This is a genomic window from Citrobacter sp. 21OH12SH02A-Citro (genome assembly GCF_027919895.1).
GTDB lineage: Bacteria > Pseudomonadota > Gammaproteobacteria > Enterobacterales > Enterobacteriaceae > Citrobacter > Citrobacter braakii.
On the sequence record NZ_CP114801.1, the window covers coordinates 2,695,077 to 2,720,786 of the forward strand.

24 protein-coding genes are annotated in these 25,710 nt (G+C 53.2%); 10 read left to right on the forward strand and 14 right to left on the reverse strand.

The window, feature by feature from the left end:
* Nucleotides 1–29 precede the first annotated feature (29 nt).
* Nucleotides 30–2,288, forward strand: coding sequence for a catalase HPII (katE, locus tag O6D90_RS13060; protein ID WP_016156333.1), 2,259 nt, complete (start codon nt 30–32; stop codon nt 2,286–2,288).
* A 36-nt stretch (nt 2,289–2,324) separates the two neighbouring features.
* On the opposite strand, the gene chbG is transcribed toward katE, so the two are convergent.
* From chbG to osmE, 7 genes are all read right to left on the reverse strand, one after another.
* Complete coding sequence (gene chbG, locus O6D90_RS13065) at nt 2,325–3,083, reverse strand: chitin disaccharide deacetylase (RefSeq protein WP_016152855.1); 759 nt, start codon at nt 3,081–3,083, stop codon at nt 2,325–2,327.
* A 12-nt stretch (nt 3,084–3,095) separates the two neighbouring features.
* Nucleotides 3,096–4,451 carry a 6-phospho-beta-glucosidase gene (locus O6D90_RS13070; RefSeq protein WP_016156332.1) on the reverse strand — a complete coding sequence of 452 codons (1,356 nt, stop codon included), beginning with the start codon at nt 4,449–4,451 and terminating at the stop codon, nt 3,096–3,098.
* A 124-nt stretch (nt 4,452–4,575) separates the two neighbouring features.
* Nucleotides 4,576–5,418 (reverse strand): transcriptional regulator ChbR, encoded by an 843-nt coding sequence (gene chbR, locus O6D90_RS13075; RefSeq protein WP_088583157.1) that lies wholly within the window; start codon nt 5,416–5,418, stop codon nt 4,576–4,578.
* Nucleotides 5,419–5,428: 10 nt separating this feature from the next.
* The gene (gene chbA, locus O6D90_RS13080) at nt 5,429–5,776 is read right to left on the reverse strand and encodes a PTS N,N'-diacetylchitobiose transporter subunit IIA (protein ID WP_003030618.1); all 348 of its coding nucleotides are present in this window, start codon (nt 5,774–5,776) and stop codon (nt 5,429–5,431) included.
* Between the two features lie 55 nt (nt 5,777–5,831).
* Entirely contained in the window at nt 5,832–7,190 is a 1,359-nt protein-coding gene (chbC, locus tag O6D90_RS13085) for a PTS N,N'-diacetylchitobiose transporter subunit IIC (protein ID WP_016156330.1), read from the reverse strand.
* A gap of 87 nt (nt 7,191–7,277) precedes the next feature.
* Entirely contained in the window at nt 7,278–7,598 is a 321-nt protein-coding gene (gene chbB / locus O6D90_RS13090; protein ID WP_003832547.1) for a PTS N,N'-diacetylchitobiose transporter subunit IIB, read from the reverse strand.
* Nucleotides 7,599–7,895: 297 nt separating this feature from the next.
* Nucleotides 7,896–8,237, reverse strand: a complete 342-nt coding sequence (gene osmE, locus O6D90_RS13095; protein WP_003030621.1) for an osmotically-inducible lipoprotein OsmE — start codon at nt 8,235–8,237, stop codon at nt 7,896–7,898.
* A 210-nt stretch (nt 8,238–8,447) separates the two neighbouring features.
* Between osmE and nadE the strand changes: the two genes are divergently transcribed.
* The gene (gene nadE / locus O6D90_RS13100; protein WP_016156329.1) at nt 8,448–9,278 is read left to right on the forward strand and encodes an ammonia-dependent NAD(+) synthetase; all 831 of its coding nucleotides are present in this window, start codon (nt 8,448–8,450) and stop codon (nt 9,276–9,278) included.
* 106 nt (nt 9,279–9,384) lie between these two features.
* The gene (gene cho / locus O6D90_RS13105; protein ID WP_085951045.1) at nt 9,385–10,299 is read left to right on the forward strand and encodes an excinuclease Cho; all 915 of its coding nucleotides are present in this window, start codon (nt 9,385–9,387) and stop codon (nt 10,297–10,299) included.
* On the opposite strand, the gene ves is transcribed toward cho, so the two are convergent.
* The 7 genes from ves to astC all read right to left on the reverse strand — a co-directional run bounded on the left by ves (nt 10,259) and on the right by astC (nt 18,045).
* A complete protein-coding gene (gene ves / locus O6D90_RS13110) occupies nt 10,259–10,834 on the reverse strand; it encodes an environmental stress-induced protein Ves (protein ID WP_016152850.1) in 576 nt (191 codons plus the stop codon). The genes cho and ves overlap by 41 nt on opposite strands.
* Nucleotides 10,835–11,185: 351 nt before the next feature.
* A complete protein-coding gene (gene spy / locus O6D90_RS13115; protein ID WP_016156328.1) occupies nt 11,186–11,671 on the reverse strand; it encodes an ATP-independent periplasmic protein-refolding chaperone Spy in 486 nt (161 codons plus the stop codon).
* A 349-nt stretch (nt 11,672–12,020) separates the two neighbouring features.
* Nucleotides 12,021–12,986, reverse strand: coding sequence for a succinylglutamate desuccinylase (gene astE / locus O6D90_RS13120; RefSeq protein ID WP_016156327.1), 966 nt, complete (start codon nt 12,984–12,986; stop codon nt 12,021–12,023).
* Complete coding sequence (astB, locus tag O6D90_RS13125) at nt 12,979–14,322, reverse strand: N-succinylarginine dihydrolase (RefSeq protein ID WP_016156326.1); 1,344 nt, start codon at nt 14,320–14,322, stop codon at nt 12,979–12,981. The genes astE and astB overlap by 8 nt, the downstream gene beginning before the upstream one ends.
* Nucleotides 14,319–15,797 (reverse strand): succinylglutamate-semialdehyde dehydrogenase, encoded by a 1,479-nt coding sequence (astD, locus tag O6D90_RS13130; protein ID WP_016156325.1) that lies wholly within the window; start codon nt 15,795–15,797, stop codon nt 14,319–14,321. The genes astB and astD overlap by 4 nt, the downstream gene beginning before the upstream one ends.
* Nucleotides 15,794–16,828, reverse strand: coding sequence for an arginine N-succinyltransferase (gene astA / locus O6D90_RS13135; RefSeq protein ID WP_016152846.1), 1,035 nt, complete (start codon nt 16,826–16,828; stop codon nt 15,794–15,796). The genes astD and astA overlap by 4 nt, the downstream gene beginning before the upstream one ends.
* Nucleotides 16,825–18,045, reverse strand: a complete 1,221-nt coding sequence (astC, locus tag O6D90_RS13140; RefSeq protein ID WP_016156324.1) for a succinylornithine/acetylornithine transaminase — start codon at nt 18,043–18,045, stop codon at nt 16,825–16,827. The genes astA and astC overlap by 4 nt, the downstream gene beginning before the upstream one ends.
* 444 nt (nt 18,046–18,489) lie before the next feature.
* Here astC and xthA point away from each other — a divergent pair, with 444 nt between their 5' ends.
* From xthA to O6D90_RS13175, 7 genes are all read left to right on the forward strand, one after another.
* The gene (gene xthA, locus O6D90_RS13145) at nt 18,490–19,296 is read left to right on the forward strand and encodes an exodeoxyribonuclease III (RefSeq protein ID WP_016156323.1); all 807 of its coding nucleotides are present in this window, start codon (nt 18,490–18,492) and stop codon (nt 19,294–19,296) included.
* 223 nt (nt 19,297–19,519) lie between these two features.
* Nucleotides 19,520–20,176: a TVP38/TMEM64 family protein gene (locus O6D90_RS13150; protein WP_016156322.1), complete on the forward strand. Its 657-nt coding sequence runs from the start codon at nt 19,520–19,522 to the stop codon at nt 20,174–20,176.
* Nucleotides 20,173–20,883 carry a TVP38/TMEM64 family protein gene (locus O6D90_RS13155; protein ID WP_016156321.1) on the forward strand — a complete coding sequence of 237 codons (711 nt, stop codon included), beginning with the start codon at nt 20,173–20,175 and terminating at the stop codon, nt 20,881–20,883. The genes O6D90_RS13150 and O6D90_RS13155 overlap by 4 nt, the downstream gene beginning before the upstream one ends.
* A 32-nt stretch (nt 20,884–20,915) precedes the next feature.
* Nucleotides 20,916–22,085, forward strand: coding sequence for an ABC transporter substrate-binding protein (locus O6D90_RS13160; RefSeq protein WP_016156320.1), 1,170 nt, complete (start codon nt 20,916–20,918; stop codon nt 22,083–22,085).
* On the forward strand, nt 22,058–23,593 hold the full coding sequence (locus O6D90_RS13165; protein ID WP_016156319.1) for an ABC transporter permease: 1,536 nt from the start codon (nt 22,058–22,060) through the stop codon (nt 23,591–23,593). The genes O6D90_RS13160 and O6D90_RS13165 overlap by 28 nt, the downstream gene beginning before the upstream one ends.
* Nucleotides 23,593–24,225, forward strand: coding sequence for an ATP-binding cassette domain-containing protein (locus O6D90_RS13170; RefSeq protein ID WP_016156318.1), 633 nt, complete (start codon nt 23,593–23,595; stop codon nt 24,223–24,225). Before O6D90_RS13165 ends, O6D90_RS13170 begins: the two co-directional genes overlap by 1 nt.
* Nucleotides 24,226–24,311: 86 nt before the next feature.
* Complete coding sequence (locus O6D90_RS13175; RefSeq protein WP_016156317.1) at nt 24,312–25,619, forward strand: sulfurtransferase; 1,308 nt, start codon at nt 24,312–24,314, stop codon at nt 25,617–25,619.
* Nucleotides 25,620–25,710: the final 91 nt, after the last annotated feature.

The following is a 25,710-nucleotide window of genomic DNA, read 5'->3' on the forward strand; positions in this document are numbered from 1 at the left end:
TTAAGCGATGAAAACAGGAGACGAGTTTAATGTCACAGAATGATAAGCACCCACTCCATCACTCAGCGCCGGTTCATGATGCCAGCGAATCCCAACCAGGACTTGACTCACTGGCGCCAGCAGACGGTTCACATCGGCCAACACCTGAACCCACGCCACCAGGCATGCAGCCCACTACGTCCGGCAGCTTAAAAGCGCCTGACACCAGAAGTGACAAACTCAACGCGCTGGAAAGTTTTCGCAAAGGCAGCGAAGATTTTGCTCTGACAACCAATCAGGGAGTGCGCATCGCGGACGATCAAAACTCTCTGCGTGCAGGAAACCGTGGGCCAACTCTGCTGGAAGACTTTATCCTGCGGGAAAAAATCACCCATTTTGATCACGAACGCATCCCGGAGCGGATCGTACATGCCCGAGGTTCGGCCGTTCATGGTTACTTTCAGCCCTATGCCAGTCTCAGCGCGACGACGAAAGCGGACTTTCTGAGTGATGAAAATAAAATCACCCCGGTTTTTGTCCGTTTCTCTACGGTTCAGGGCGGCGCAGGCTCAGCGGATACGGTCAGAGATATTCGAGGATTTGCGACCAAATTTTATACTGAAGAGGGCGTTTTCGATCTGGTGGGAAACAACACGCCAGTCTTCTTCATTCAGGATGCCCATAAATTCCCGGATTTCGTTCATGCGGTAAAACCGGAGCCGCATTGGGCTATCCCACAGGGTCAAAGCGCCCACGATACCTTTTGGGATTATGTCTCGTTACAGCCAGAAACGTTGCACAACGTTATATGGGCAATGTCCGACCGGGGTATTCCACGCAGCTATCGCACGATGGAAGGCTTTGGCATCCACACGTTCCGGTTGATAAATGCGCAAGGGAAAGCCACCTTTGTCCGTTTTCACTGGAAACCGCTGGCGGGCAAAGCTTCGCTGGTATGGGATGAAGCGCAAAAACTTACCGGTCGTGATCCCGATTTTCATCGCCGCGATCTGTGGGAAGCTATTGAAGCAGGCGATTATCCGGAATACGAACTGGGGCTGCAGCTCATTCCTGAAGAAGACGAATTCAAGTTCGATTTTGACCTGCTCGACCCGACCAAGCTGATCCCGGAAGAGCTGGTTCCGGTACAACGCGTTGGTAAAATGGTGCTGAACCGTAATCCGGATAATTTCTTCGCCGAAAATGAACAAGTCGCTTTTCATCCCGGACATATCGTCCCTGGTATCGATTTTACCAACGATCCCTTGCTGCAAGGCCGCTTGTTTTCGTATACCGATACCCAAATCAGCCGCCTGGGCGGGCCCAACTTCCATGAAATCCCGATTAATCGCCCGACCTGCCCGTACCATAACTTCCAGCGTGACGGCATGCATCGTATGGACATCGATACCAACCCGGCCAACTATGAACCTAATTCCATCAATGATAACTGGCCGCGTGAAACGCCGCCGGGGCCAAAACGCGGTGGATTTGAATCGTATCAGGAACGGATTGAAGGAAACAAAATCCGCGAACGTAGCCCCTCTTTTGGCGAATACTATGCGCACCCTCGCCTGTTCTGGCTAAGTCAGATGCCAATTGAACAGCAGCATATTATCGGCGGATTCAGCTTCGAACTCAGCAAAGTTACGCGCCCCTATATTCGGGAAAGAGTGGTCGAACAGTTAGCCCATATTGATACAGCCCTCGCCGAGGCGGTTGCCGATAATCTCGGTTTTGAGCTAACCGAGGAACAGGCCAAAATCGCCCCACCGGCTAACGTGAATGGTTTGAAAAGTGCGCCGTCACTCAGTTTATATGCGGGTGCGCAAGGTGAGATTAAGGGCCGCGTGGTCGCCATTCTACTTAATGACCAGGTGAAATCGGGCGACCTGCTTGCCATCATGCAAGCCTTACAGGCCAAAGGCGTTCACGCCAAACTGCTCTATTCCCGAATGGGTAATGTGGTTGCCGATGATGGTTCCGTCCTGACAATCGCCGGTACCTTTGCGGGTTCACCATCGCTGACCGTCGATGCGGTTATCGTTCCGTGTGGCAATATCGCAGATATCGCTATGAACGGTGATGCCCGATATTACTTACTCGAAGCGTATAAGCACTTAAAACCTATCGCACTGGCAGGCGATGCGCGTCAGTTTAAAGCAACGTTGAATATCAAAAATGAAGGAGAAGAAGGCGTGGTGGAGGCAGACAGTGCAGACGCACAGTTTATGGATACCCTGCTGACGCTAATGACTGCGCACCGCGTCTGGTCACGCGCCGGAAAAATCGACACGATACCTGCCTAAAAAAATGCGGCGCATTATGCGCCGCAAACTCAGGAGTTACACGTTCAGAAAACTGCCAAGACGATAACCGCGCTCCGCAATAGCATATTTCAGTGACGGAGACGTCAGCACGTCAAGCTCAGTTAAGCGGGGGTAACAGTAGGCACTTTGACGAATAATGTCATCGATAAAGGCCGGATGACACATCACTTCCAGCGAGGACTCTCCCCGGTCTGCTGACGCGTCAAGCGTTTGCAAAAACAGGGCTTCAGAAATCGCTTCGCCATAAAACTCGCTGCTGAATCCCTGGGAAGTCCGTAACGTCTGCGGAAAGTCAGACGCCTGGAATACCGCCTGACGATCGATCCGTAACGCAATCCCCCGTTGGGCAGCAAACCCGGCCACGATAGGGAAAATCTGCGGGAACATATGCACATGGTGATGGCTATCCAGATGCGTTGGCTCCCGCCCGAACAGGTCAATAAAACGCTGATACTGCGCGGCCAGTTCCTGAGAAATTTCATCCAACGGCAAGGTGTCTTCTTCAGCCATCTGCCAGATCCATTTTCCCAGTAACCCGTCACGAGTAAGGCCTGGCATTGCCGTCAATGGCCTGCCCAGCGTCAGAACAAAATGCATCCCAACGGCAAGTTCAGGTATGTCGCGACTCAGCTGTACCGCATGGTCAATGGCTGCGCCATTAACCAGTGCAGTTGTCGAGGTGACCACGCCATTGCGACAGGCTTCAACAATGCCGTAGTTTTGTCCTTTACTCAGGCCAAAATCATCCGCATTTACAATCAGTACGCGTTCCATAGCCGACCTCAGTTAGTGTTGTTCGCTTTTGAGTTTCTCGATACACCCGGCGAAGTTTGGCAGCCATTTTTCATGCGCCAGAATCAGCTCACGCGCCAGAATCTCGGCATCGCTGTCAGAATGCACCAGCGGACTCAGGTTCAACGCCAGCAGCACATCATTCAGCTCGCCGCTCAGTGCCGCATTGCTCGCCGCGACTTCAAAGCCTTTAATGGTATAGATAAGGCCGAGCACTTTCTCATCAAAATGGGTAATACGTGGGTGCGGCGTGGCGCCGTTGCGTCCCAGTGTACAGGTCATCTCAACCGCCCAGTCCGCCGGGATATTGTCAACATGCCCATGGTGCGGAACGTTGACATAGTGCTCGGTCTGTTTGTCGTTGTAGATGGCGTTGATCACTTCACAGGCCGCATCGGAGTAATAGGCTCCACCACGCTGTTCAAGCTCTTTCGGTTTCACGTTCAAATCCGGGTTTTTGTAGAGATCAAACAGTTGTTTCTCCACTTTCTGTACCACCTGAGCGCGAGCGCCGCCCTTATAGTATTCACCCATTTCAATCGCCAGCATCTCTTTTGGCTTGAAGTAATAGAGCAAATATGAGCACGGCACCAGCTTCAGCGAGCGAATCAACCCTTCACTGAACGGCAGGTCGAAGATGTTCTTCACGGTGGAGGCTTTCAGTTGACCTGAAGCCACGCCATCCAACAGTTCATCAAAGCGTGATTTACCATTCACCAGTACGTCTTTAATAAAGACCATATGGTTCAGACCGAACAGATCGATGGATAAGTCATCGCTCTCTTTCAGCGCCAGCACATCGCTAATGAACATTTTCATGCCGACGGGGATATTACATACACCGATGAATTTCTTAAAATTCGTATGGCGATAGACCGCTTCCGTCACCATCCCGGCCGGGTTAGTAAAGTTAATCACCCACGCATTCGGGCACAGTTCTTCCACATCTTTGACAATATCAAAGATAACCGGAATAGTACGCAGACCTTTGAACAGCCCACCAGCGCCGTTGGTTTCCTGCCCCAGATACCCGTGACTCAGCGGAATGCGTTCATCCTTTTCGCGGGCTTTCAGTTGCCCTACGCGCAGCTGGGTGGTAACGAAATCAGCATCTTTCAGCGCTTCACGGCGGTCCAGCGTTTTAAACAACTTCATCGGCACGCCAGCTTTATCGATCATGCGCTGGCAAAGGTCAAAAATAATGTCCAGCTTCTCTTTTCCATCGTCGACATCAACCAGCCACAATTCAGAAACCGGTAATTCATGATAGCGCTTAATAAAGCCTTCAAGTAACTCAGGGGTGTAGCTGCTCCCGCCACCGATAGTGACGACTTTTAATTTCTGGCTCATACTTTCTCCCTTCAGTGTCAAAACACTGACGTGTATTATGCTCAACCCGTTTGTCAGGTATAGCGTGGCTGTCCCGACGCTATTTTGGGCAAGCTATAAAAAATGGGTTATTGGCAAATAATATCTACTGATTAAATTCAGTTAATTTCTTACGATAGCTATTAGGTGTAAATGACGTCAGCTTTTTAAACGTTTTAATAAACAGACTTGGACTACTGTAGCCAGATTCGTAAGCAATATCCGTTACAGAATAGTTAGTCATTTCCAGCTGTTTTTTGGCAAAGTTAATGCGGATTTCATTAATGATCTGCATCGGCGTTTTGCTGTAATAACGCTGGGTTGCGCGGGTCAGATACTCCTGAGATTTCGCGGACAGGTGTACCATGTTTTCCAGCGCATTCTCGCTAAACTGCCGTTTGTCATGCATGGTCTCCACGGTGATTTTAAGCCACTGCGGAATATCATCCAGCACCTGCTCTTCGCGATGATGGCGCAACCGGTTAATAATATAGAAGGTGACCACTTCTACAAATTCATCCAGTCCACTCTCGCGAAAGTTCAATGATGCAATAACCGTTTCAATGTAAGTGAGAAACGAATTATTCGCCCGATAGACCTGCGATGCAACGAAACAAAATGGCAGCAGCGGGTGGTAGTGCTGTTCAAAAAAGCGTTTACTGATACCGACGTTCAGGATCCTTGTCGCCCCAAAATCATAAAAACTCTGGTGGTGCGATCCCAATGGAATAAAAACAAAGTCCCCGCGTTCGAGCAATACGCGTTTACCGTTGATTTCCTGATAATAGCGCCCGGTTAAAACCAGGGTAAATTCGTAGTAGTCATGCTGATGCAGCCCGCTGATGCTCTCAGTTTTGTTATAGATGAACACATGGAAATTTTTGCCATTAAACAGCTGCTGCTCATAGACGGTTTTGATTTCCGGTGCGTTAATCTGTAGCTGCATTATGCACTCCTCGCTATTTCAGCTTTTCGTGAAGCTCAATCAGTTCAGTCACCAGCTCACGCGCCAGCATTGATGTCATCAGGTGGTCCTGAGCATGAACCAGCACCAGGCTAACTTTCATTTTACCTTCGCCCTGATCGCCTTCAATCAGTTTCGTTTGCACGAGGTGCGCTTCGTTCAGCGCCAGGCGAGACTGGTCCATCATAGCCTTAGCTGACTCGAAATCGCCTTGCTTGGCCATTTTGAGCGCGCCGTACGCCAGGCTACGCGCCTGACCGGAGTTGATGATGAGACCCATCACCACTTCTTCGAGTTCTTCTGCTTCTGACTGCGTGTCAACGATGTTTTCGATATCCAACATACTTTTTTCCTCTGGTTCAGTCCGGCATGACCGTGAAGCCATGCCGGATTAAATTTTAGAATTTCAATGCGTTAGCGATATCTTCTTCGCTTTCTTCTTGATCAATAACGTTCTGCGCTTTGTTGGCTACCACCACGAACGGCAGGTAAACCAGCGTGGCGATACCGAGGTTGAACAGCGCGACCAGCAGAGCAGCGACGCTACCGTTGGTGTTAAAGAACGCGCCCAAACCGGTTGGCATAGTCCACGGTGCGATGTTGGTAATCGGTGGAATAATGCCGGAGTAATAAGCTGCCAGCGTAATCGCCGCCAGAATCGGCTGCACCAGAATGAACGGGATAAACATCACCGGGTTCATGATGATCGGCAGACCGAACAGGATAGGTTCGTTAATCTGGAACAGGCCTGACGGCAGTGCCAGTTTAGCAACCTGACGATAATCCGGACGACGCGATGCCAGGAAGATAGCGATGATCAGACCCAGCGTAGCCCCGCTACCCCCGAGGAAAATATAGGAGTCGAGCATCGGTTTCGCCCAGACGTGGAAGGTCTTTCCGGCTTCCAGCGCGGCGTCTACGGAACCAAACTGTTGGTAGATGGAGATGTTTTCCAGCGCCCATGGCGTCATGATACCGCTGTCCAGCGCGGTCAGCGCCAGTGAACCGTGAATACCGAAGAACCACAGCAGCGGAACAAAAATCACGTAGGCCCAGCCCACCACGCTGCCCAGCGATGCCAGCGGAGTTGAAATGGAATCCATGATGATCTGGTGGAAGTTCGTACCCCAGGTGTTCAATGCCCAGGCGATGATCCCCATAATGGAGAGGATAAGGAAGCCAGGAATCAGTGCAGAGAAAGAGCGCGACACGGATGTCGGTACGCTATCGGGTAATTTAATTACCCAATTGCGACGGACCACAAAGGTGAACATTTCCGCGACCGCGAGGCCGATAATAATACCGGAAATAATATTGGCACCGCCGAGCCAGTTCGCGCCAACGGCATAGGCTTCACCCACGCTATATGGCGTTACGGTCATAAACGCGGCGACGGATAACAGCCCGGCAGCCAGTGAGTCGACTTTGCGTTCTTCTGCCAGCGCCATACCGATAAAGAACGGCGCCATCAATGACATGATACCCAGCGTACCGTTATAGACGTTTCCACCAATGCCTTTCAAACTATTCAGCGTTTCAATAGTTGTAGCATCAAGTCGAATGCCCATTGAATAAAAAAACGACCCCTCCCCAAAGCTCAGGAAAACGTTATTGATTAATACAAACATGGCCCCTGCGAGGGTTAACGGCATTAAACGAATAAAACCGTTTTTGATTGCATTAACGTGTGGCTGCTTTCCAATTTTTACAGCAAAAGGAAGGAGTACCTTTTCAAGTGAAGCAATAGCGTTACTCATAGAAAAATACCCTTAAATACCGCAATTAATAATTGCGGTGAATGTTAATGAAATAACTCTTTGACGGGAAAAATTAAAATAAAATAATTAATTTGCTGCGGCTTTTTTAATTGCTGCAACCGCAGCCTTAAGCACGCCTAAACCATCGACTTTGCCATACAGCAGCGAGTCAATCACTTCCACAGGCTTGTTGGGTAACAAACGCTGAATTTCGGGCAACATATAAGCAATTTGTGGACCTAATAATACAACATCGGCCACTGGACCTTTTTCTCCGGCCAGCGTTTCAGGAAACGCTTCAATAATAACCGGTACTTCGTATTTTTCGGCCTGAGCACGCATCTTCGAAACCAACAATGAAGTCGACATGCCCGCAGAACAAAACAGATAAATGTGTTTCTTTTCCATTAAAACGATCCTCATGTGCGATTATCTGTCACCAGACACTCCGCAAGCCCTAACCTGCATCCATGCTCTGGGTAACTTGCGTCAGCTAAATTACTTTTTTAGGTGGCTGAAATGAGTATACGGGATTGCACCGGCGGATGGTATTTCCTTGACCAACTAAATTGTCTCTCCTTGACCTGGCGTTATGACCACCCTCACACTTCAGGCAAATAATTCGCGTCAATAATTAAGATCGTGTGACATAAAAAAACCGGCGCAGTGGCCGGTTTTCCCGAGTGCTCAGGCAATAAACAGTTGCTACTTCTTCGCTGCCTGCGGGTCGGTGTCGTACTCTGCGCAGGTCTGGTAGCCAGAGTTAATCACGTGTCCGGTGTCATCTAAAGCAACAAAATAGGTCTCAGCTTTACCATCTCGTTGACCCAGGATGTAGGTCTGACACGTCCCACGCGCATGGATCATACTGACTTCGGAAGACGGTTTACCGGCAATCTGCGCTACCTGCGCCCGGCTCATCCCTTTCTTCACATCTTTCACCACGGGCTGAACAAATTGGTCTTTCGTACGATCGTAGGCCGTACACCCTGCCAGCATAGTCAAAACAGCCGCTGCGCTCAGAATTCCTGTTAGATTCTTGTTCATATTCCGTCCTCTTGTATTTCAGCGTGTTATATAAGCCTGGAGCACAACAACGCATTTTTCAAGCAATCAGAGGATACTTAGGTGGTTTCGGAAAATTCTATTAAAACAAAATGATGCTATATCAGGCTCGCATCCCTTGTCGTTTGGGCCTCAACGCGTTAGCTTTAACACATCATTTTTTTGATCATTTTATTTTTCGGAGGGGGTTAAATGACTCTGCAGCAAGAGATAATCCAGGCGCTTGGCGCAAAACCGCACATCGATGCAGAAGAAGAAATTCGCCGCAGCGTGGATTTCCTGAAATCGTATCTGCAGACCTACCCCTTTCTGAAATCGTTGGTGTTGGGAATTAGCGGCGGACAGGACTCAACGCTCGCTGGAAAACTGTGCCAGATGGCGATCACCGAGCTGCGAAAAGAAACGGGTAATGACGCACTGCAGTTTATTGCCGTACGCCTACCGTATGGTGTTCAGGCCGATGAGCGGGACTGCCAGGATGCCATCGCCTTTATTCAACCGGACCGCGTACTGACCGTCAATATTAAGGGCGCGGTGCTGGCCAGCGAGCAGGCCCTGCGTGAAGCGGGTATTGAACTGAGCGATTTTGTGCGTGGCAATGAAAAAGCCCGTGAACGTATGAAGGCACAATACAGTATCGCCGGCATGACCAGCGGAGTTGTCGTGGGTACCGATCATGCTGCAGAAGCCATCACCGGATTTTTCACTAAGTACGGCGATGGCGGTACCGACATTAACCCACTATTTCGTCTGAACAAGCGCCAGGGCAAACAACTGCTCGCCGCGCTGGGGTGCCCGGAGCACTTATATAAGAAAGCACCAACTGCCGACCTCGAGGACGATCGCCCTTCTCTGCCGGATGAAGCCGCACTGGGCGTCACTTACGACAACATCGACGACTATCTGGAAGGAAAAACGCTGGATCCCGACGTCGCGAAAAAAATTGAAGGCTGGTACGTGAAAACTGAGCATAAACGTCGCACCCCGATCACTGTGTTTGATGATTTCTGGAAAAAAGCGTAATCCTTTTCCCTTCAAAATGCCGGGTAGCGCCAGGATTGGCACTATCTGGCATTAGCCTGCTGAATCTCATGCCGCTTTTTTAATCGCCCTCAAACTGCTACACTGGATGAATAACCAGCATCTGGAGTCAACAGTGGTACAGCGTCAATCAGCCCCTCGTCTGACATTTGAGGCAGCGGCAATCTATGAATATCCCGAGCACCTGCGCCCGTTTTTGAGTGCGCTTCCCACCGCGCCAGGCGTCTATCTGTTTCACAGTGATAGCGACACCATGCCGCTTTATATTGGTAAAAGTGTCAATATTCGCAGCCGTGTGCTGGCGCATCTGCGTACCGCAGACGAAGCGAGTATGCTGCGTCAGGCCAGGCGCATTAGCTGGATTTGTACGGCCGGAGAAATTGGCGCCCTGCTGCTGGAAGCGCGGCTTATCAAAGAACAGCAGCCCCTGTTTAACAAACGGCTGCGACGCAATCGCCAGCTGTGTGCCTTGCAGCTTACCGATCGAACGGTTCAGGTGGTTTACGCACGAGATATTGATTTCTCCCACGCACCCAATCTGTTTGGCCTATTTGCCAACCGCCGCGCAGCGCTACAGACGCTGCAAAGCCTCGCCGATGAACAACAGCTGTGCTACGGCCTGTTGGGGCTGGAACCCCTCAGCCACGGGCGCGCCTGTTTTCGCTCCGCGCTTAAACGCTGCGCCGGAGCCTGCTGTGGGAAAGAAAGCCCTGAAGCACATTATTTGCGTCTGGTAGAAGCCCTGGAAAGAGTGCGCGTAATCTGCTGGCCGTGGAGCAATGCCATTGCGCTGCAGGAAACCCGCGCTGAAATGACGCAGTACCATATCATCAATAACTGGCTGTGGCTGGGAGCCGTTTCAACGCTGGATGAGGCAGCTACACTCGCGCGAATGCCGGCCGGCTTTGATCAAGATGGCTACAAAATTCTCTGCCGGCCTATTCTGTCTGGTCAATATGACATTATTGAACTGAGTCCGGAGAATGCCCCGGCATCCAGTTAATCTCGCTGAACAGCAGTTTCCCCTCGCGCTCCAGCAGTCGTAACGTGTGTTTACCGTCGTGCCAGCTTGCACCCTGATCGACGGTCAACAACTTATCACCCAGTTGCCAGGCTCCGCTGATAACAAACACCACGCCGCCGCGCGAACCAAAGGTCGTAAAGGTGCGATCGGCAACTCTGACTTTTGCCTGGCAGACATCCCGTCGGGTCATGATATTAAAATCCATCGACATCTGCCCTTCCGTCAGCTTCGCTTTTACCACCTTGTCACCGGCAAAGGTAAAAGGCTGATGCTGTTTCAGGGTATGCGTGAAGGTGTTCGGCTCTTCCAGCGTCACTTCTCCGCCTTCCAGCAGGGTAATCACGCGTTCTACGCCGGGAAAAAGAGAAAACTCTCCATTCGCTGCGATGGAGGCGATACTCGCCCGCCAGTGAAAATCTCGTGTTGCTGGCGGAAAACAGCAAATCTCACGCGTTTCTCCCGCACCATTTCGCCACAGATTGACCGGCATTTTGCGGATATCAAAGTATTCCATCATCCCTCCAGAAAGGCGCAGCACGGCAGCCCACCGTAAACAGGCAGCCATAAATCATCATTGTTATGTTCACCCTGCAGATTATTGTTATCGGCAGCAGAGTTGATTTGCCTTAGCGATGAACCCGGTGTTTTGCAAAAAAGAACAACGCGCCCTCCAGGTGGAATTTTCGCGGGCTTCAGGAGAATAACGTGTCACAAGCGCGGTGCAAGAGGCAGCAAAGAAAAAACCGCCGATCCTGCCCACCTCGTTAAACGTGTTGTGGACAAGAGCGGCGGTCTTGAGTTTGGTTTCACACTGAGTGGCAATCAGCACACACAGCGTGAATGATATAGTGTAGACGCTGAACGATTACTCAGCAGCTTGCGGCATTTTACCCTTCTGCGCGGCACGTTCTGTCAGACGCTTCTCAAAATTGGCATTAAACTGCTTTTTCTGTTCCGGGGTCAGAATGTTGTAAATCTTGTTCTGAGTTTCCATGTGCGCCAGCATGTTGGCTTTGCGCTGTTCTTCCATCTTCGCAATCTGCGCTTCCGCTTTCGCTTTATCAAAGCTATCGCTGGCGATGATGTCGTGCATTGCGCGGCGCTCTTCCAGCGGCGGTCGTTTCATCTGATCACGCTGACCTTTCATGATCTCGCGAATCTGCTGTTTCTGCGCATCGGTCAGGCTCAGGTCTTTAAACATCATGTCATGATGCGGGGCAAACTTACCGTTGTGGTGCATCATTGGTTTGGCATCAGCTGGCGCAGATGTTGTCGTGTCAGCGGCGTGGGCCAGGTTAGCAGCGCCCAGCGCCAGGGTAGAGGCAACAAACAGAGCAGTCAGTTTACGCATAATTTCTATCCTTTCTTTCAGTTATTTTTACGACACTCATGCGACTCTTATGCAATGTGATGTCGTGTTGACGAGATTAACTTTACCGGCTTAAGCGTCAATTAATCAGAGCAACGGTAAAACAATGAAAGTGTAAAAAACAAACTTTCATCAATTATGGAGAAAAAAAGAATAAATTGCGCAGAGTTGCAATAAAAAATTACAACGGGATGATTTTGAAGGGATTATGAAGAACTATACCTCATCCCTGATTATTAAGAAAGCAATTCACCAGGAATAATCCGTAATAAATAAAAACAGCACGTAAAAATAAGCCCTTAGGGATAAACCAAAAGGGCATATATATTTGTCATAATTTTTCGAGCATCAATCCGGCACGTAAACCACAGGCCACGTTTGGATTTGGAAAAAGAACGTATTCAACATCATGGGTGACGGTAAAACGTTCATCACCGTCCTGCGCCAGCAAGGTGCCCTCTGTAAAAGGGGTAAAATTGAGCGTCTGGTTATCCATGTGAAGAATGAAATCGTCGCTACGCCGCGTGATTTGCGACACCACGCGGTAACGCAGCGGAGATGTTTCTCCCGGTGACATTCGCTCGCCCTGCAGCAGCTTCGCCAGCGCATCTGCCGTCTGCGCAAACTGAGTCAGATCGTTTTGTCCAAACGGCAGCGCTTTACCCAGTTCCAGCGTGCAGGCCAGCGCGCCAAAATGTTCAGCGCTAAAATGGGTGAACGTGCCGCCAGGTGTCTGATGGAAAACCAGCGCCTCCAGCCCAGCCTCTCCCAGCCATTCCAAAAAATCTTCGTCCCAGGCAACGTTGCGTTGTGGCAACACGCCAAAGCGCAGATGCTGCGAGCCGCGAATCGCGGTGTGCAGATCCAGATGCCAGCGGACTGGCTCTTTCGCCCGCGAATAAAAATCCTCCAGACACAGCTCAAGCTGATGGGCTCGGTGCGTTTCTTCACTCGCGGCAAAAATCTGCCAACGGCCGCCAAACATACGGTTCAGGTCGCTATGACAATAACGTTGTCCCGCCGCCAACGCCTGCGGGTTCCCCAGAATCACCAGCAGCCGCCATGTCAGCGTCAGTTCACCGCTAAACAGCCTGGAGAGAATTGAATCAAGTATCTCTACCGGGGCCGTTTCATTGCCGTGGATCCCAGCAGACAGCACCAGCGAATATTCCGCCGGAGCGACCGGCGTCAGCTCCAGAATTCCGTGACCAATCCACTGCCAGGAAAAGCCGCGAGCTGTGCCCTCGGTTGTCTCGGGGGTTATCCCTGCCAGCGTCTGGGCCAGAAAATTATCCATGGCTGGTCCTCTCCTGCTGGAAGGGATACACAGAGCCGAGGTTTAGCAATTGCGTCAACGTATCCAGCGCTTCACGCCCCTCACGCAACAGCTGCGGGTCGGCAAGGTCGGCGGCGGTAAGACGATCGCGATAGTAACGGTCGACCCAATTATTCAGCGTGTTAAACAGCGTATCGTTCATGATAACCGCCGGATTTATGGCCTGCAGCTCCTGTGGCGTAAGCACCACTCTCAGGCGCAGACATGCCGGACCGCCGCCATTGGACATACTTTCACGCAGATCGAATACCTGCAGGTCATCGATCGGATTGTCTTCCTCGAGCAGACGGTTCAAATACCGCCACACGCCCGCATGCTCCCGACACTCCTGCGGCAGGACCAGCATCATCGAACCGTCATCACGGCTCAGTAACTGGCTGTTAAACAGATAGGTAGTCACCGCATCCTGCACCGACACTTCCGCAGCCGGGACTTCCAGCGGGGTAAAACCTGCCACCTGACTGCGTAACTGCTCGAACAACGCCTGCTGTCTGGCAAACGCCAACTGATGACAAAACAGTACCTGGCGATTCGACACCGCAATCACATCGTTATGAAACACGCCAAGATCGATAACGTCCGGGTTTTGCTGGGCAAAAATGCGCTGATGCGGGTTAACCTGATTCAGTCGGGCGACCGCCTCGCTGGCCTCACGGGATTGCCTCGCCGGATAGCGCTTCGGATGGGACGCATTCCCTTCTTCACGACCGTAAACAAACAGCTGTACGCCAGGGTCGCCGTAATCCCCGCCGAGGCGGTTATGGTTTGCCGCACCTTCATCACCGAATAGTGCAACCTGGGGTAACGCGCCGTGGACCGTAAAACTATTCTCATCACGGAAAATCGCCCGTAGCAACGCTTCGGTGGTCGGCGCTTCCAGCGAACGGTGAAACTTATTATTCAGATTCGCCACCGTCAGATGCACTTTCCCGTCCAGCGCATCGGCTGAAGGGCAGACCGTTGCCGCATTCGCCACCCACATAGACGATGCGGAGCTGGCGCTGGAGAGCCAGTGAGGCGCCTGACGCGCCACGTTCTCCAGTATCTGTTCGTCGCGGCCGGTAAAGCCCAACTGACGCAGCACCGGAATATACGGCCGCTCATGAGGCGGGATCACCGCCTGGGGAAATCCCGCATCCGCCAGCGCTTTCATCTTTAGCAGACCCTGCTTCGCCGCCAGACGCGGGTTCGATACCTGAAAACGATGTTTGGTTGAGGCCTCATTACCAAATGACAGCCCCGCATAGTGGTGGGTCAGCCCCACCAGACCATCAAAATTTACCTCACGGGCTTTCATAGCTTATCCTCGCGAGAAAAATCCAGGCCGGGGCTAAGCGTCGTTGGCAGCGTTAAGGCCGGTGATTCCAGACTTGCCATCGGCCAGGCGCAATAATCTGCGGCATACCACGCGCTGGCGCGATGGTTCCCGGAAGCGCCAACGCCGCCAAACGGCGCTGTACTCGCCGCGCCGGTTAACGGCTTATTCCAGTTGACGATCCCGGCCCGCGCCTCGAGCAGCAGTTGATCAAACTGGCTGCGTTCGGGGGAAACCAACCCACACGACAATCCAAAGCGGGTGTTGTTCGCCATACGAATTGCGTCATCAAAGCTGTCATAACGCCAGACGCCAAGCAGCGGTCCAAAGACCTCTTCATCGGGTACGTTCGCTGCCCCGGTCAGTTCGATGATCCCTGGGGTGAGCAGTGACGTTCCGGCTTGCACCAGACGTGGCGCTAACAGCGTCCGGCCCCCTAACGACTCCAGACGCTGCCAGGTATCATAGACATGCCGCGCGGCCTGTTCGGAAATCAGCCCGCCAATAAATGGCTGCGGTTCTGCGTCCCAGTTGCCGGGCATTAAACGCTGGCTGACGTCCACCAGGCGCGTCAGGAACGCATCCCCCTGCGCGCCTTTTTTAACTAACAGGCGACGGGCGCAGGTACAACGCTGTCCGGCGGTGACAAACGCGGACTGAATAGTCAGATGCACTGCGGCATCAATATCTTCCGGGTTCTCAATAATCAGCGGGTTGTTGCCCCCCATCTCCAGAGCAAGGATTTTTTCCGGCTGGCCGGATAGCTGTCGATGCAGTTGATAACCCGTATTGGCACTGCCGGTAAACAGCAGGCCATCGAGATCGTCCTGCCCGCTCAGCGCCTGTCCCGTATCGCGACCGCCCTGCACCAGGTTCAGCACACCCGGCGGCAATCCCGCCTGCTCCCACAGCTTTGTCACGGCTTCACCGGTCCACGGCGTCAGCTCGCTGGGTTTGAAAATCAATGTGTTGCCTGCCAGCAGTGCCGGAACAATATGACCATTGGGTAAATGGCCAGGGAAGTTATACGGGCCAAAAACCGCCAGCACGCCGTGCGGGCGATGGCGCAACGTCGCTGCGCCATCCGGTAATTCGCTGTGATGCTCTCCGGTACGCGCATGCCAGGCTTTCACGGAGATGGCAATTTTATTGATCATCGCCGTCAGTTCCGTAGCGGCTTCCCAACGGGGTTTGCCGGTTTCCCGGGCGATAATCTGTGTGAGTTCGGCTTTATTGCTTTCCAGCAATGAGGCAAATTTTTCAACAATGGCCTGGCGTGCGCCAAAGGGCTGTTTAGCCCAACTGGCGAAGGCTGCGCGCGCGGCCCGGCACGCCTGCGCTACCTGGGCTGCATCGGCATCATTGCCCTGCCACAGTACATCACCGCTTACGGGATTGGTTTTCACCCGACGCTCGCCCAGCCCCGTCAACCAGTCCCCGTTTATCCATAATGTCATGCTGTTTTCTCCTCTGCACAAAGACGCACAAAACGTACATGGTCGCCCGCGTGACATTTCAGGGCGTCCAGTTGCGCCGCCGTCAGTACCAGACGCTGAGTATCCGGGTCGGCACGAACCAACATGACGCGGAAGTTTTGATAATTTTCATTGGCAACCAGACAAGCAGGATAGTCGCCCGGCGCAGGCTGCCCTTCAGCCACCTCCACCAGCCTGCTTTTACGGATAGCCCGTACCCGGTCAATATCGCACTCCAGGGTCGGTCCGCCGTCGAAAATATCGACATAGTTGCGGTAGCGAAATCCTTCTTTCTCCAGCACCGCCCGCGCAGGAGCCGTTTGCGGATGCACCTGACCAATCACGCTTTGCGCTTCGTCAGACAGGAAATGGGTATAAATCGGATGCTTAGGCATCAGTTCAGCAATAAAGGCTTTTTGCCCGGTTCCGCAGAGAAAATCCGCCCGGCTGAACTCCATTGAGAAAAAACGTTTGCCGAGGCTTTGCCAAAACGGAGAGTAGCCGTGTTCATCGATCACGCCGCGCATCTCGGCCACGACCTTCTCATTGAACCGGTCACGAAAGGCCGCCATAAACATAAAGCGCGACTTCGACAACAAATAGCCGTTGCCTTCTTTACGCCAGTCCGGATCGAGAAACAGAGAACAAAGTTCGCTACTGCCCGTGTGATCGTTACTCAGAAACAGCGTCGGCAGCGCGTTATACACGTTCAGCTCTTTCGAGGCGTGCACCAGTGTACCGACCCGGTAGTTGTACCAGGGATCGTTAAGCCCCACCGCCACCTCAATGGCGCAAATCCCTGCCACGGTTCCGCTGGCGCTGTCTTCAAGCACAAACACATATCCCTGCTCACTTTTGGGCAACTCACCGCGCCAGGTTTGTAGCGAACGTTCGATACGCGCCATCAGCGTAGCTTCATTCGCCGGTAGCGAGGTCAACCCGCCGCCGGTCTTACTGGCAAGCTGCATCAGCGCGGTGATATCAGCGCGTTCAATGGGACGAATCACCATCATGATGAACCTCCTGCTTTAATGCGTTCGCAGGCCAGCGCAAAGCGATCCAGTCCGGTGGCGATTTCTTCTTCGCTGACGTTTAACGCTGGCGCAAACCGCACCACATTAGCGCCAGCAATCAGCACCATCACTCCGGCAACGGCCGCTTCTTGCGAGATGAGTTTTGCTTTCCCGGCAAATTCCGCGTTCAGCACACAGCCAATCAGCAGTCCGAGTCCACGAATTTCACTAAACAGTCCAAAACGTTCGTTAATGGCGTTAATACGCTCCACAAACCAGTCGTGGCGCTGTTTCACTCCGTTAAGCACTTCCGACGTGTTAACAATTTCCAGCAGTTTTCCCGCCACCGCAGTGGCCAGCGGGTTTCCGCCGTAGGTTGTACCGTGCGTACCGACCGTCATCACACTGGCGCAACGCTCTGTCGCCAGCAGTGCGCCGATGGGGAAACCGCCGCCCAGCGCTTTCGCTGTCGTCAGCAGGTCCGGCGTAACGCCGTAGTGCATGTAGGCATACAGTTCGCCGGTACGACCAACTCCGGTCTGAACTTCATCAAAAATCAACAGCGCATTATGGCGATCGCATAATTCACGCAGCCCCTGCAAAAAGGCGTTTGTTGCCGGCACTACGCCGCCTTCCCCCTGCACCGGCTCCACAATAACCGCACAGGTGTTGTCATCAATCAGTTGGCTGGCAGAGTCGAGATCGTTATACACGGCATGGCGGATATCCGGCGGCAGCGGCGCGAAGTCCTGTGAATAGGCGGGCTGTCCTCCGGCACTGACGGTAAACAGCGTGCGACCATGGAAAGCATTTTTAAACGCCACAATGCCGCTCTTCTGGCTACCAAAACGATCGTGGGCATATTTACGTGCCAGTTTTAATGCCGCTTCGTTAGCTTCTGCGCCAGAGTTACAGAAGAAAATGCGCTCGGCAAAAGTGGCATCAATCAGCTTTTTCGCCAGGCGCAGCACCGGCTCGTTGGTGTAGCCATTTCCCGTATGCCAGAATTTGCTCGCCTGGTCGTTTAATGCCTCGCGCAATGCCGGATGTGCATGACCCAGCGCGTTAACCGCAATGCCTCCCGCGAAATCGATATACTCTTTACCCTGCTGATCCCACAGACGTGAACCTTCGCCACGCACCGGAATAAAAGGGGCCGGAGCGTATACGGGCATCATCCATTCATCAAAATTTTCACGCGTAATTGACAGAGACATAGCGACCTCAACGGTAAATAAAAGGTTATTTATATGTTAATAAATATAGTGTTTGCGGTGTAAATGTAGATTGCAGGCTTCGTGCCAGCCAGCGAAAAAAGTGCATAAACGGAGGGCGGTGACGGAATATCAACGAGTTACAACCTGACGATATTCACTGTATGTGCATATAAAGTGAATATGTTTGCGTACCAGATGACTAAACAGAGGAAAAAACGCAATTTTATTCAGTCGCCAAATATAATTCTGGAATTGTGATCGTATACGAAATTTATCGGAAATTATTGCTCTATTCCGACGCGCTACGCGCCAAAACGGTGCAGTTTTTGCTCCATCGTTAACACCATTAGCAATCATTGTTGGAATCAAGTGGCAAGAAGCAGTCAGCCTGCAGAAATTCTGCTACCATCCTTGCACTATTCATCTTGCAAAGTGGCAGCGACTATGAAATTTGTCTCTTTTAATATCAACGGCCTGCGTGCCCGTCCCCATCAACTGGCAGCCATTGTCGAAAAACACCAACCGGATGTTATTGGCTTACAGGAGACAAAAGTCCACGACGATATGTTCCCTCTCGAAGAGGTAGCAAAGCTGGGTTATAACGTCTTTTATCACGGTCAGAAAGGCCACTACGGCGTAGCACTATTAACGAAAGAAACGCCGATTGCGGTGCGTCGTGGCTTCCCGGGTGATGGCGAAGAAGCGCAGCGTCGTATCATCATGGCGGAAATTCCGTCGCCTCTGGGCAGCATCACGGTGATCAACGGCTATTTCCCGCAGGGTGAAAGCCGTGACCATGAAACCAAGTTCCCGGCCAAAGCCGCGTTTTATCAGAACCTACAAAACTACCTGGAGACTGAACTGAAGCGCGACAATCCGGTATTGATCATGGGCGATATGAATATCAGCCCAACCGACCTCGATATCGGTATTGGCGAAGAGAACCGTAAACGCTGGCTGCGTACCGGCAAATGTTCCTTCCTGCCAGAAGAGCGCGAGTGGATGGAACGTCTGCTGGGCTGGGGCCTGGTAGATACCTACCGTCACGCCTGGCCTGAAAAGAACGACCAGTTCTCGTGGTTTGATTACCGCTCAAAAGGCTTTGATGATAACCGTGGCCTGCGTATCGATCTGCTGCTGGCGAGCAAACCGCTGGCGGAGCGCTGCGAAGAAACCGGCATCGACTATGAAATCCGCAGCATGGAAAAGCCGTCCGACCATGCGCCTGTATGGGCTAAATTCCGCGTCTGATCGTCTGCGTATTTTCACTCTCCGGGCCTTGCCTGGAGAGTCTGTTTATTCTGTGCAAAATCAATAAAGCCACGGTAATACATTGTTGCGGCCGGAAATTTATTATATCTTCGCGCGCACTTTTCGCTGACGAAAACGCTACATTGCACTCGGTTTTACAGGAGAACCCCCATGAAAAAGAAGTTCGCATAACGCAGAATACCGGCTGCTAATTGTTGCGGTATTGTTCTGCGTTCTGGCGGGAGTTTTCCATCATTACGGTCTGACCGATCTGATCACCAATTTCCATCATTTACAAGATGTCATCCGCCAAAGCGGCCTGTTCGGCTATACCCTTTATATCCTGCTGTTTATAGTTGCCGCGCTGTGTCTGATCCCTGGCAGCATCCTGGTGATCGTCGGCGGTGTGCTGTTTGGCCCGGTGACAGGGACGCTTATCTCGTTAGTGGCGGCAACCATGGCTTCGGCGCTGTCGTTTATGCTGGCTCGCTGGCTTGGGCGGGAATTACTGCTGAAATACGTTGGCCACACGGCAACGTTTCAGGCTATCGAAAAAGGCATTGCCCATAGCGGAGTAGACTTTCTGATCCTGACCCGGCTCGTGCCACTGTTCCCCTATAACATTCAAAACTATGCCTATGGGCTGACGGCCATACCGTTCTGGTCATTTACCGTGATATCTGCGCTAACCACCTTGCCCGGCATCTTTATCTATACGCTGATGTCGCACGAACTGGCCAGCGAAGGGATTAGCTGGGCATTTATCGGTAAGCTCAGCGTTGCGGGGCTGGCGCTATTCGTCCTCGTTCAGGCAGCCAAAGCCTGGGCGCGACATAAACATGTCGATCCGGCGCCCGGTCACGAGTACGCGGGTAAATGATCAAGATGAATAAAGCGCGGCGGATACGCTATTACCGTTTAAGCTTGCTTGCCCTGCTGCTGCTCGCACTGATGGCGTGGGCGTGGATACCTGGCGTGAGTGATTTTCTTCACGCCAGCCTGGCGGCATTTACCACGCTCGATCAGCATGCTCTTGAGAACTTCATTCGTTCTTACGGAACCCAGGCGGCGGTCGTGTCGTTCTTCCTGATGATCTTACAGGCCATCGTCGCACCGCTTCCCGCCTTTGTGATCACCTTTGCCAATGCCTCGCTGTTTGGCGCATTTTGGGGCGGCGTTCTGTCCTGGAGCAGCGCGATGGCAGGCGCGGCGCTGTGCTTTTTTATTGCCCGCGTTTTAGGTCGCAGCGCGGTGGAAAAACTGACCGGAAAAACGGTGCTGAACAACATGGACTCTTTTTTCGAGCGCTATGGCAAGCACACAATTCTTGTCTGTCGCCTGTTACCTTTTGTGCCGTTCGACCCGGTAAGCTACGCAGCAGGCCTGACCTCGATTCGTTTTCGCCATTTCTTCATCGCCACCGGCATCGGTCAGTTACCGGCCACTATCGTCTATTCATGGGCTGGTAGCCTGTTAACCGGCGGCACATTTTGGTTTGTTACCGGCCTGTTCATCCTGTTCGCTCTGAGCGTGGTGATTGCCGTGGCCAGAAGCCTTTATCTTGAGCATCAACGGAAAAAGACCTGAGTCTTTCCCCCATTTTTAGCAAGGGAGATATTATGCGTTACTGCTTATTGTGCCTGAGTTTGCTGCTCTCTCCGCTGGCGGCTTTCGCCGAGGACGCCAGTTGGCAGCAAATCAAAAATGACGCCCGCGGTCAGACGGTGTGGTTCAACGCCTGGGGTGGCGACAACGCAGTTAACCAGTATCTCGACTGGGTTAGCGGCGAGATGAAAACACACTATGCCATTAACCTGAAAATCGTACGCCTGGCGGATGCCGCCGACGCCGTAAAACGTATCCAGACGGAAGCGGCATCCGGGCGAAAAGCCGGTGGCTCGGTCGATTTACTGTGGGTGAACGGCGAAAATTTCCGCACGCTGAAAGAAGCCGGGCTGCTACAGACCCAGTGGGCACAAACGCTGCCTAACTGGCGCTATGTTGATACCCAGAAACCGGTGAATGAAGACTTTTCCATTCCAACGGAGGGGGCTGAATCACCGTGGGGCGGCGCACAGCTTACATTTATTGCCAGGCACGATCTCACCGCGCAGCCGCCGCAATCCCCGCAGGCACTGCTTGAGTTTGCCCAGGCGCACCCTGGCACGGTGACCTATCCGCGTCCACCAGACTTTACCGGAACGGCTTTTCTTGAGCAGTTGTTAATTTCGCTCACCAACAAGCCGCAGGCGCTGAAAACAGCGCCAGATGCGTCCACATTCGCCGACGTTACCGCTCCATTGTGGCATTACCTTGATGCTTTGCATCCTGCCCTGTGGCGCGAAGGTAAAGATTTTCCGCCCACGCCCGCGCGAATGGATGCGCTGCTCAACGGTGGCACCCTGCGTTTATCAATGACCTTTAATCCTGCCCACGCGCAGCAAAAAGTGGCCAGCGGTGAATTACCCAAAAGCAGCTATAGTTTTGGTTTCTCACAGGGCATGCTCGGCAACGTGCATTTTGTCACCATTCCAGCGAATGCGCGTGCCAGCGCCGGAGCGAAAGTCGTGGCAAATTTCCTGCTTTCACCCGAAGCGCAGTTGCGTAAAGCCGACCCGTCAGTCTGGGGAGATCCTTCGGTGCTTGATCCACAAAAATTGCCTGTCGACCAGCGTAATGCGCTGCTGGCGCGGATCCCACAAGGGCTCCCTGCCGTACTGCCAGAACCGCATGCTGCATGGGTAAACGCTCTGGAACAAGAATGGCTACGCCGCTACGGTACACATTAATTCTGCTACTCTGGGCCATCATGGCGGGCGTTTATCTGCCGCTGGCGCCAGCGGCTTTTTCTCTGATAACGCCGGCGCTGAGCACCAGACACTGGCTGGCGCTATTTAGCGATCCTCAACTCCCGCAGGCGTTACTGGCAACGCTGGTTTCCGTAAGCCTAGCGGCTGGTGGCGCGCTGATCATCGCCCTGCTGGCGATCCTCGCCTTATGGCCCGGCGCAGGCTGGGCGCGTCTGTGCACGCGTCTTCCGTGGCTGCTGGCGATTCCGCACGTTGCCTTCGCCACCAGCGTGCTGTTGGTTTTTGCCGAAGGCGGCATGCTCTGGCAATGGCTCCCGTTTCACAGCTCCCAGCCTGACCGCTACGGCATTGGGCTTGGCGTGACGCTGGCGGTAAAAGAGAGTGCCTTTTTGTTATGGATCCTCTCAGCTCTGCTGAGTGAAAAACAGCTTTCGCAGCAGGTTATCGTCCTGGATTCGCTGGGTTACAGCCGACTGCAATGCCTGAACTGGCTGGTTCTGCCCTCTCTCGCCCCCGCGTTAGGCAAAGCCATGCTGGCGATCGTCGCCTGGTCGCTCTCGGTAGTGGATGTAGCAATCGTCCTTGGTCCCGGAAACCCACCAACGCTTGCCGTGTTGAGCTGGCAATGGCTCAGTCAGGGCGATGCCGAGCAACAGGCTAAAGGAGCACTCGCCAGCCTGCTGCTGGTACTGCTGCTACTCATCATCGCACTGCTGGGGTATCTGCTCTGGCGCGCCTGGCAACGCACTATTCCCGCAGTAAACGGGGAACGCCTGCGTTTTTCATCCTGTACAATCGGACGTTCGCTGGTACAACTTTTGCCCTTTGGCGGTGTGGTGTGCGCGCTGGTTCTGGCGCTGATCGCCAGCTATTCGTCGCTAAATAGCGAGGCGCTCAGCAATAGCCTGCAACTGGGGCTTCTCTCCAGCGTGCTGGCGCTGCTGATACTTTTTGCCTGGCTGGAATGGGGTCCACAAACCGGACACCGTTGGGTCTGGCTACCGCTCATTTTGCCTGCGCTGCCGCTAGTGACTGGACAGTATCTGTTGGCGTTATATGCCGGACAGGATGGGCTGATGATAACCATTGTCTGGGGACACCTGCTGTGGGTGATGCCATGGATGCTGTTTGTGCTCAAACCGGCGTGGCAACGCATTGACCCACGATTGATGTTGATTGCGCAAACGCTGGGTTGGACCCGGGGCCGCATATTCTGGCAAGTAAAATGTCCGCAGCTGGCGCGCCCGGCGCTGGTTGCCTTCGCGGTAGGGTTCTCAGTCAGTATCGCCCAGTATATGCCGACGCTGTGGTTAGGCGCCGGGCGCTATCCCACGCTGACCACCGAAGCGGTGGCATTAAGCAGCGGCGGTAGCACCGCCATTCTGGCAACCCAGGCGCTATGGCAGCTTCTGTTACCGCTTATAATTTTCGCACTGGCGGCGTTTCTCGCTGCGTGGATTGGCCGCTTTCGACAAGGACTCCGCTAATGCTCATTGTACAAAGCGTTTCGTTGTACCAGGGTACGACAGCACTACTGAAGGACGTTAATTTCCAGGTTAATAAAAGTGACATTGTCACCATTATGGGACCTTCCGGCAGCGGTAAGTCTTCGTTATTTTCGTGGATGATCGGGGCGTTGTCTCCTCAGCTTCAGGCGTCAGGCGAACTGTGGCTCAACGAACAGCGCGTAGACACACTGCCTACCGCGCAGCGCCAGATTGGCATTCTGTTTCAGGATGCGCTGCTGTTTGACCATTTCAGCGTTGGGCAGAATTTACTGCTGGCCTTACCCGCCAGCGTGCAAGGTCCCGCCAGACGCCATGAGGTGGAAAGCGCCCTCGCACGCGCGGGCCTGGCAGGATTTTATTCACGCGATCCGGCTTCGCTCTCCGGCGGGCAACGCTCGCGTGTCGCCCTGCTTCGCGCGCTACTGGCACAACCCCAGGCGCTGTTACTCGATGAACCCTTTAGCAGGCTGGATGCGTCGCTGCGCGATACCTTTCGCCAGTGGGTCTTCACCGAAGTACGTAAACTGGGTATTCCTGTGGTCCAGGTTACCCACGATGCGCAGGACGTCCCGCCAGCAGGTCGCGTATTACAGATGGAAAACTGGGCGTGAATGTGGCGATATGCTGCGTTAACGCAAGGTTTTTACTTAACTGACGGCACAGAATGTCGTCCTCTTTTTCAACGTCGGGCTATTCGATGAAACGTGTTTCTCAAATGACCGCGCTGGCACTGGCTTTAGGGCTCGCTTGCGCTTCTTCCTGGGCTGCTGAAACAGCACAGACGCTCACCCTCAACCAGTTACAGCAAAAGCAAGGCGCGGCGATCGATACCCGTCAGAGCGCTTTTTACAACGGCTGGCCGCAATCGCTTAATGGTCCTTCAGGACACGAGCCTTCCGCACTGAACCTGTCTGCCGCCTGGCTCGACAAGATGAATGATGAACAACTCAGCGCCTGGGTTAAGGCACATCACCTGAAAACCGACGCGCCGGTGGCATTGTATGGCAGCGATACTGACATGCAGGCCGTCAAATCCCGCCTGCAGAAAGTCGGCTTTAACGCTATCTCAACCCTCAGCGATGCGCTTACGGACCCTGCCCGCCTGCAACGTCTGCCGCACTTCGAACAGTTGGTTTACCCGCAGTGGCTGCACGACCTTCAGCAGGGTAAAGAGGTAACCGCCAAACCGGCCGGTGACTGGAAAGTGATTGAAGCCGCCTGGGGCGCGCCGAAGTTGTATCTGCTCAGCCATATCCCTGGCGCGGGCTACATTGATACCAACGAAGTCGAAAGCGAACCGCTGTGGAATAAAGTGTCCGACGCTCAGCTCAAAGCGATGCTGGCGAAACACGGCATCCGCCACGACACCACGGTGATTTTATACGGCCGCGATGTCTACGCCGCCGCACGCGTGGCACAAATTATGCTGTATGCAGGTGTGAATGATGTTCGTCTGCTCGACGGCGGCTGGCTGACCTGGTCTGACTCAGGTTTACCGGTCGAACGCGGTACGGCACCAACGGTGAAGCCTGAACCTGATTTCGGCGTGACGATCCCTGCCCAACCGCAGCTGATGCTGGATATGGAACAGGCTCGCGGTCTGCTGCATCGCCAGGATGCGTCTTTGGTGAGCATTCGTTCATGGCCGGAATTTATCGGTACGACCAGCGGCTATAGCTACATTAAGCCAAAAGGTGAGATCGCAGGGGCGCGTTGGGGCCATGCAGGCAGCGACTCCACCCACATGGAAGATTTCCATAATCCGGATGGCACCATGCGCAGCGCCGATGACATCGCCGCCATGTGGAAGCAATGGAATATCCTGCCAGAGCAACAGGTCTCATTCTATTGTGGTACCGGCTGGCGTGCTTCGGAAACGTTTATGTATGCCCGCGCAATGGGCTGGAAAAACGTCTCCGTCTACGACGGCGGCTGGTATGAGTGGAGCAGCTCTCCGAAAAACCCGATCGCCAGCGGTGAACGGGGTCCGGACGCCAGCAAGTAAGATTGTCATTGTTGCCGGATGCAGCGAGAACGCTTTACCCAGCCTACATAAGCCATCGTTGTAGGCCGAATAAGCGAAGCGCATCCGGCAA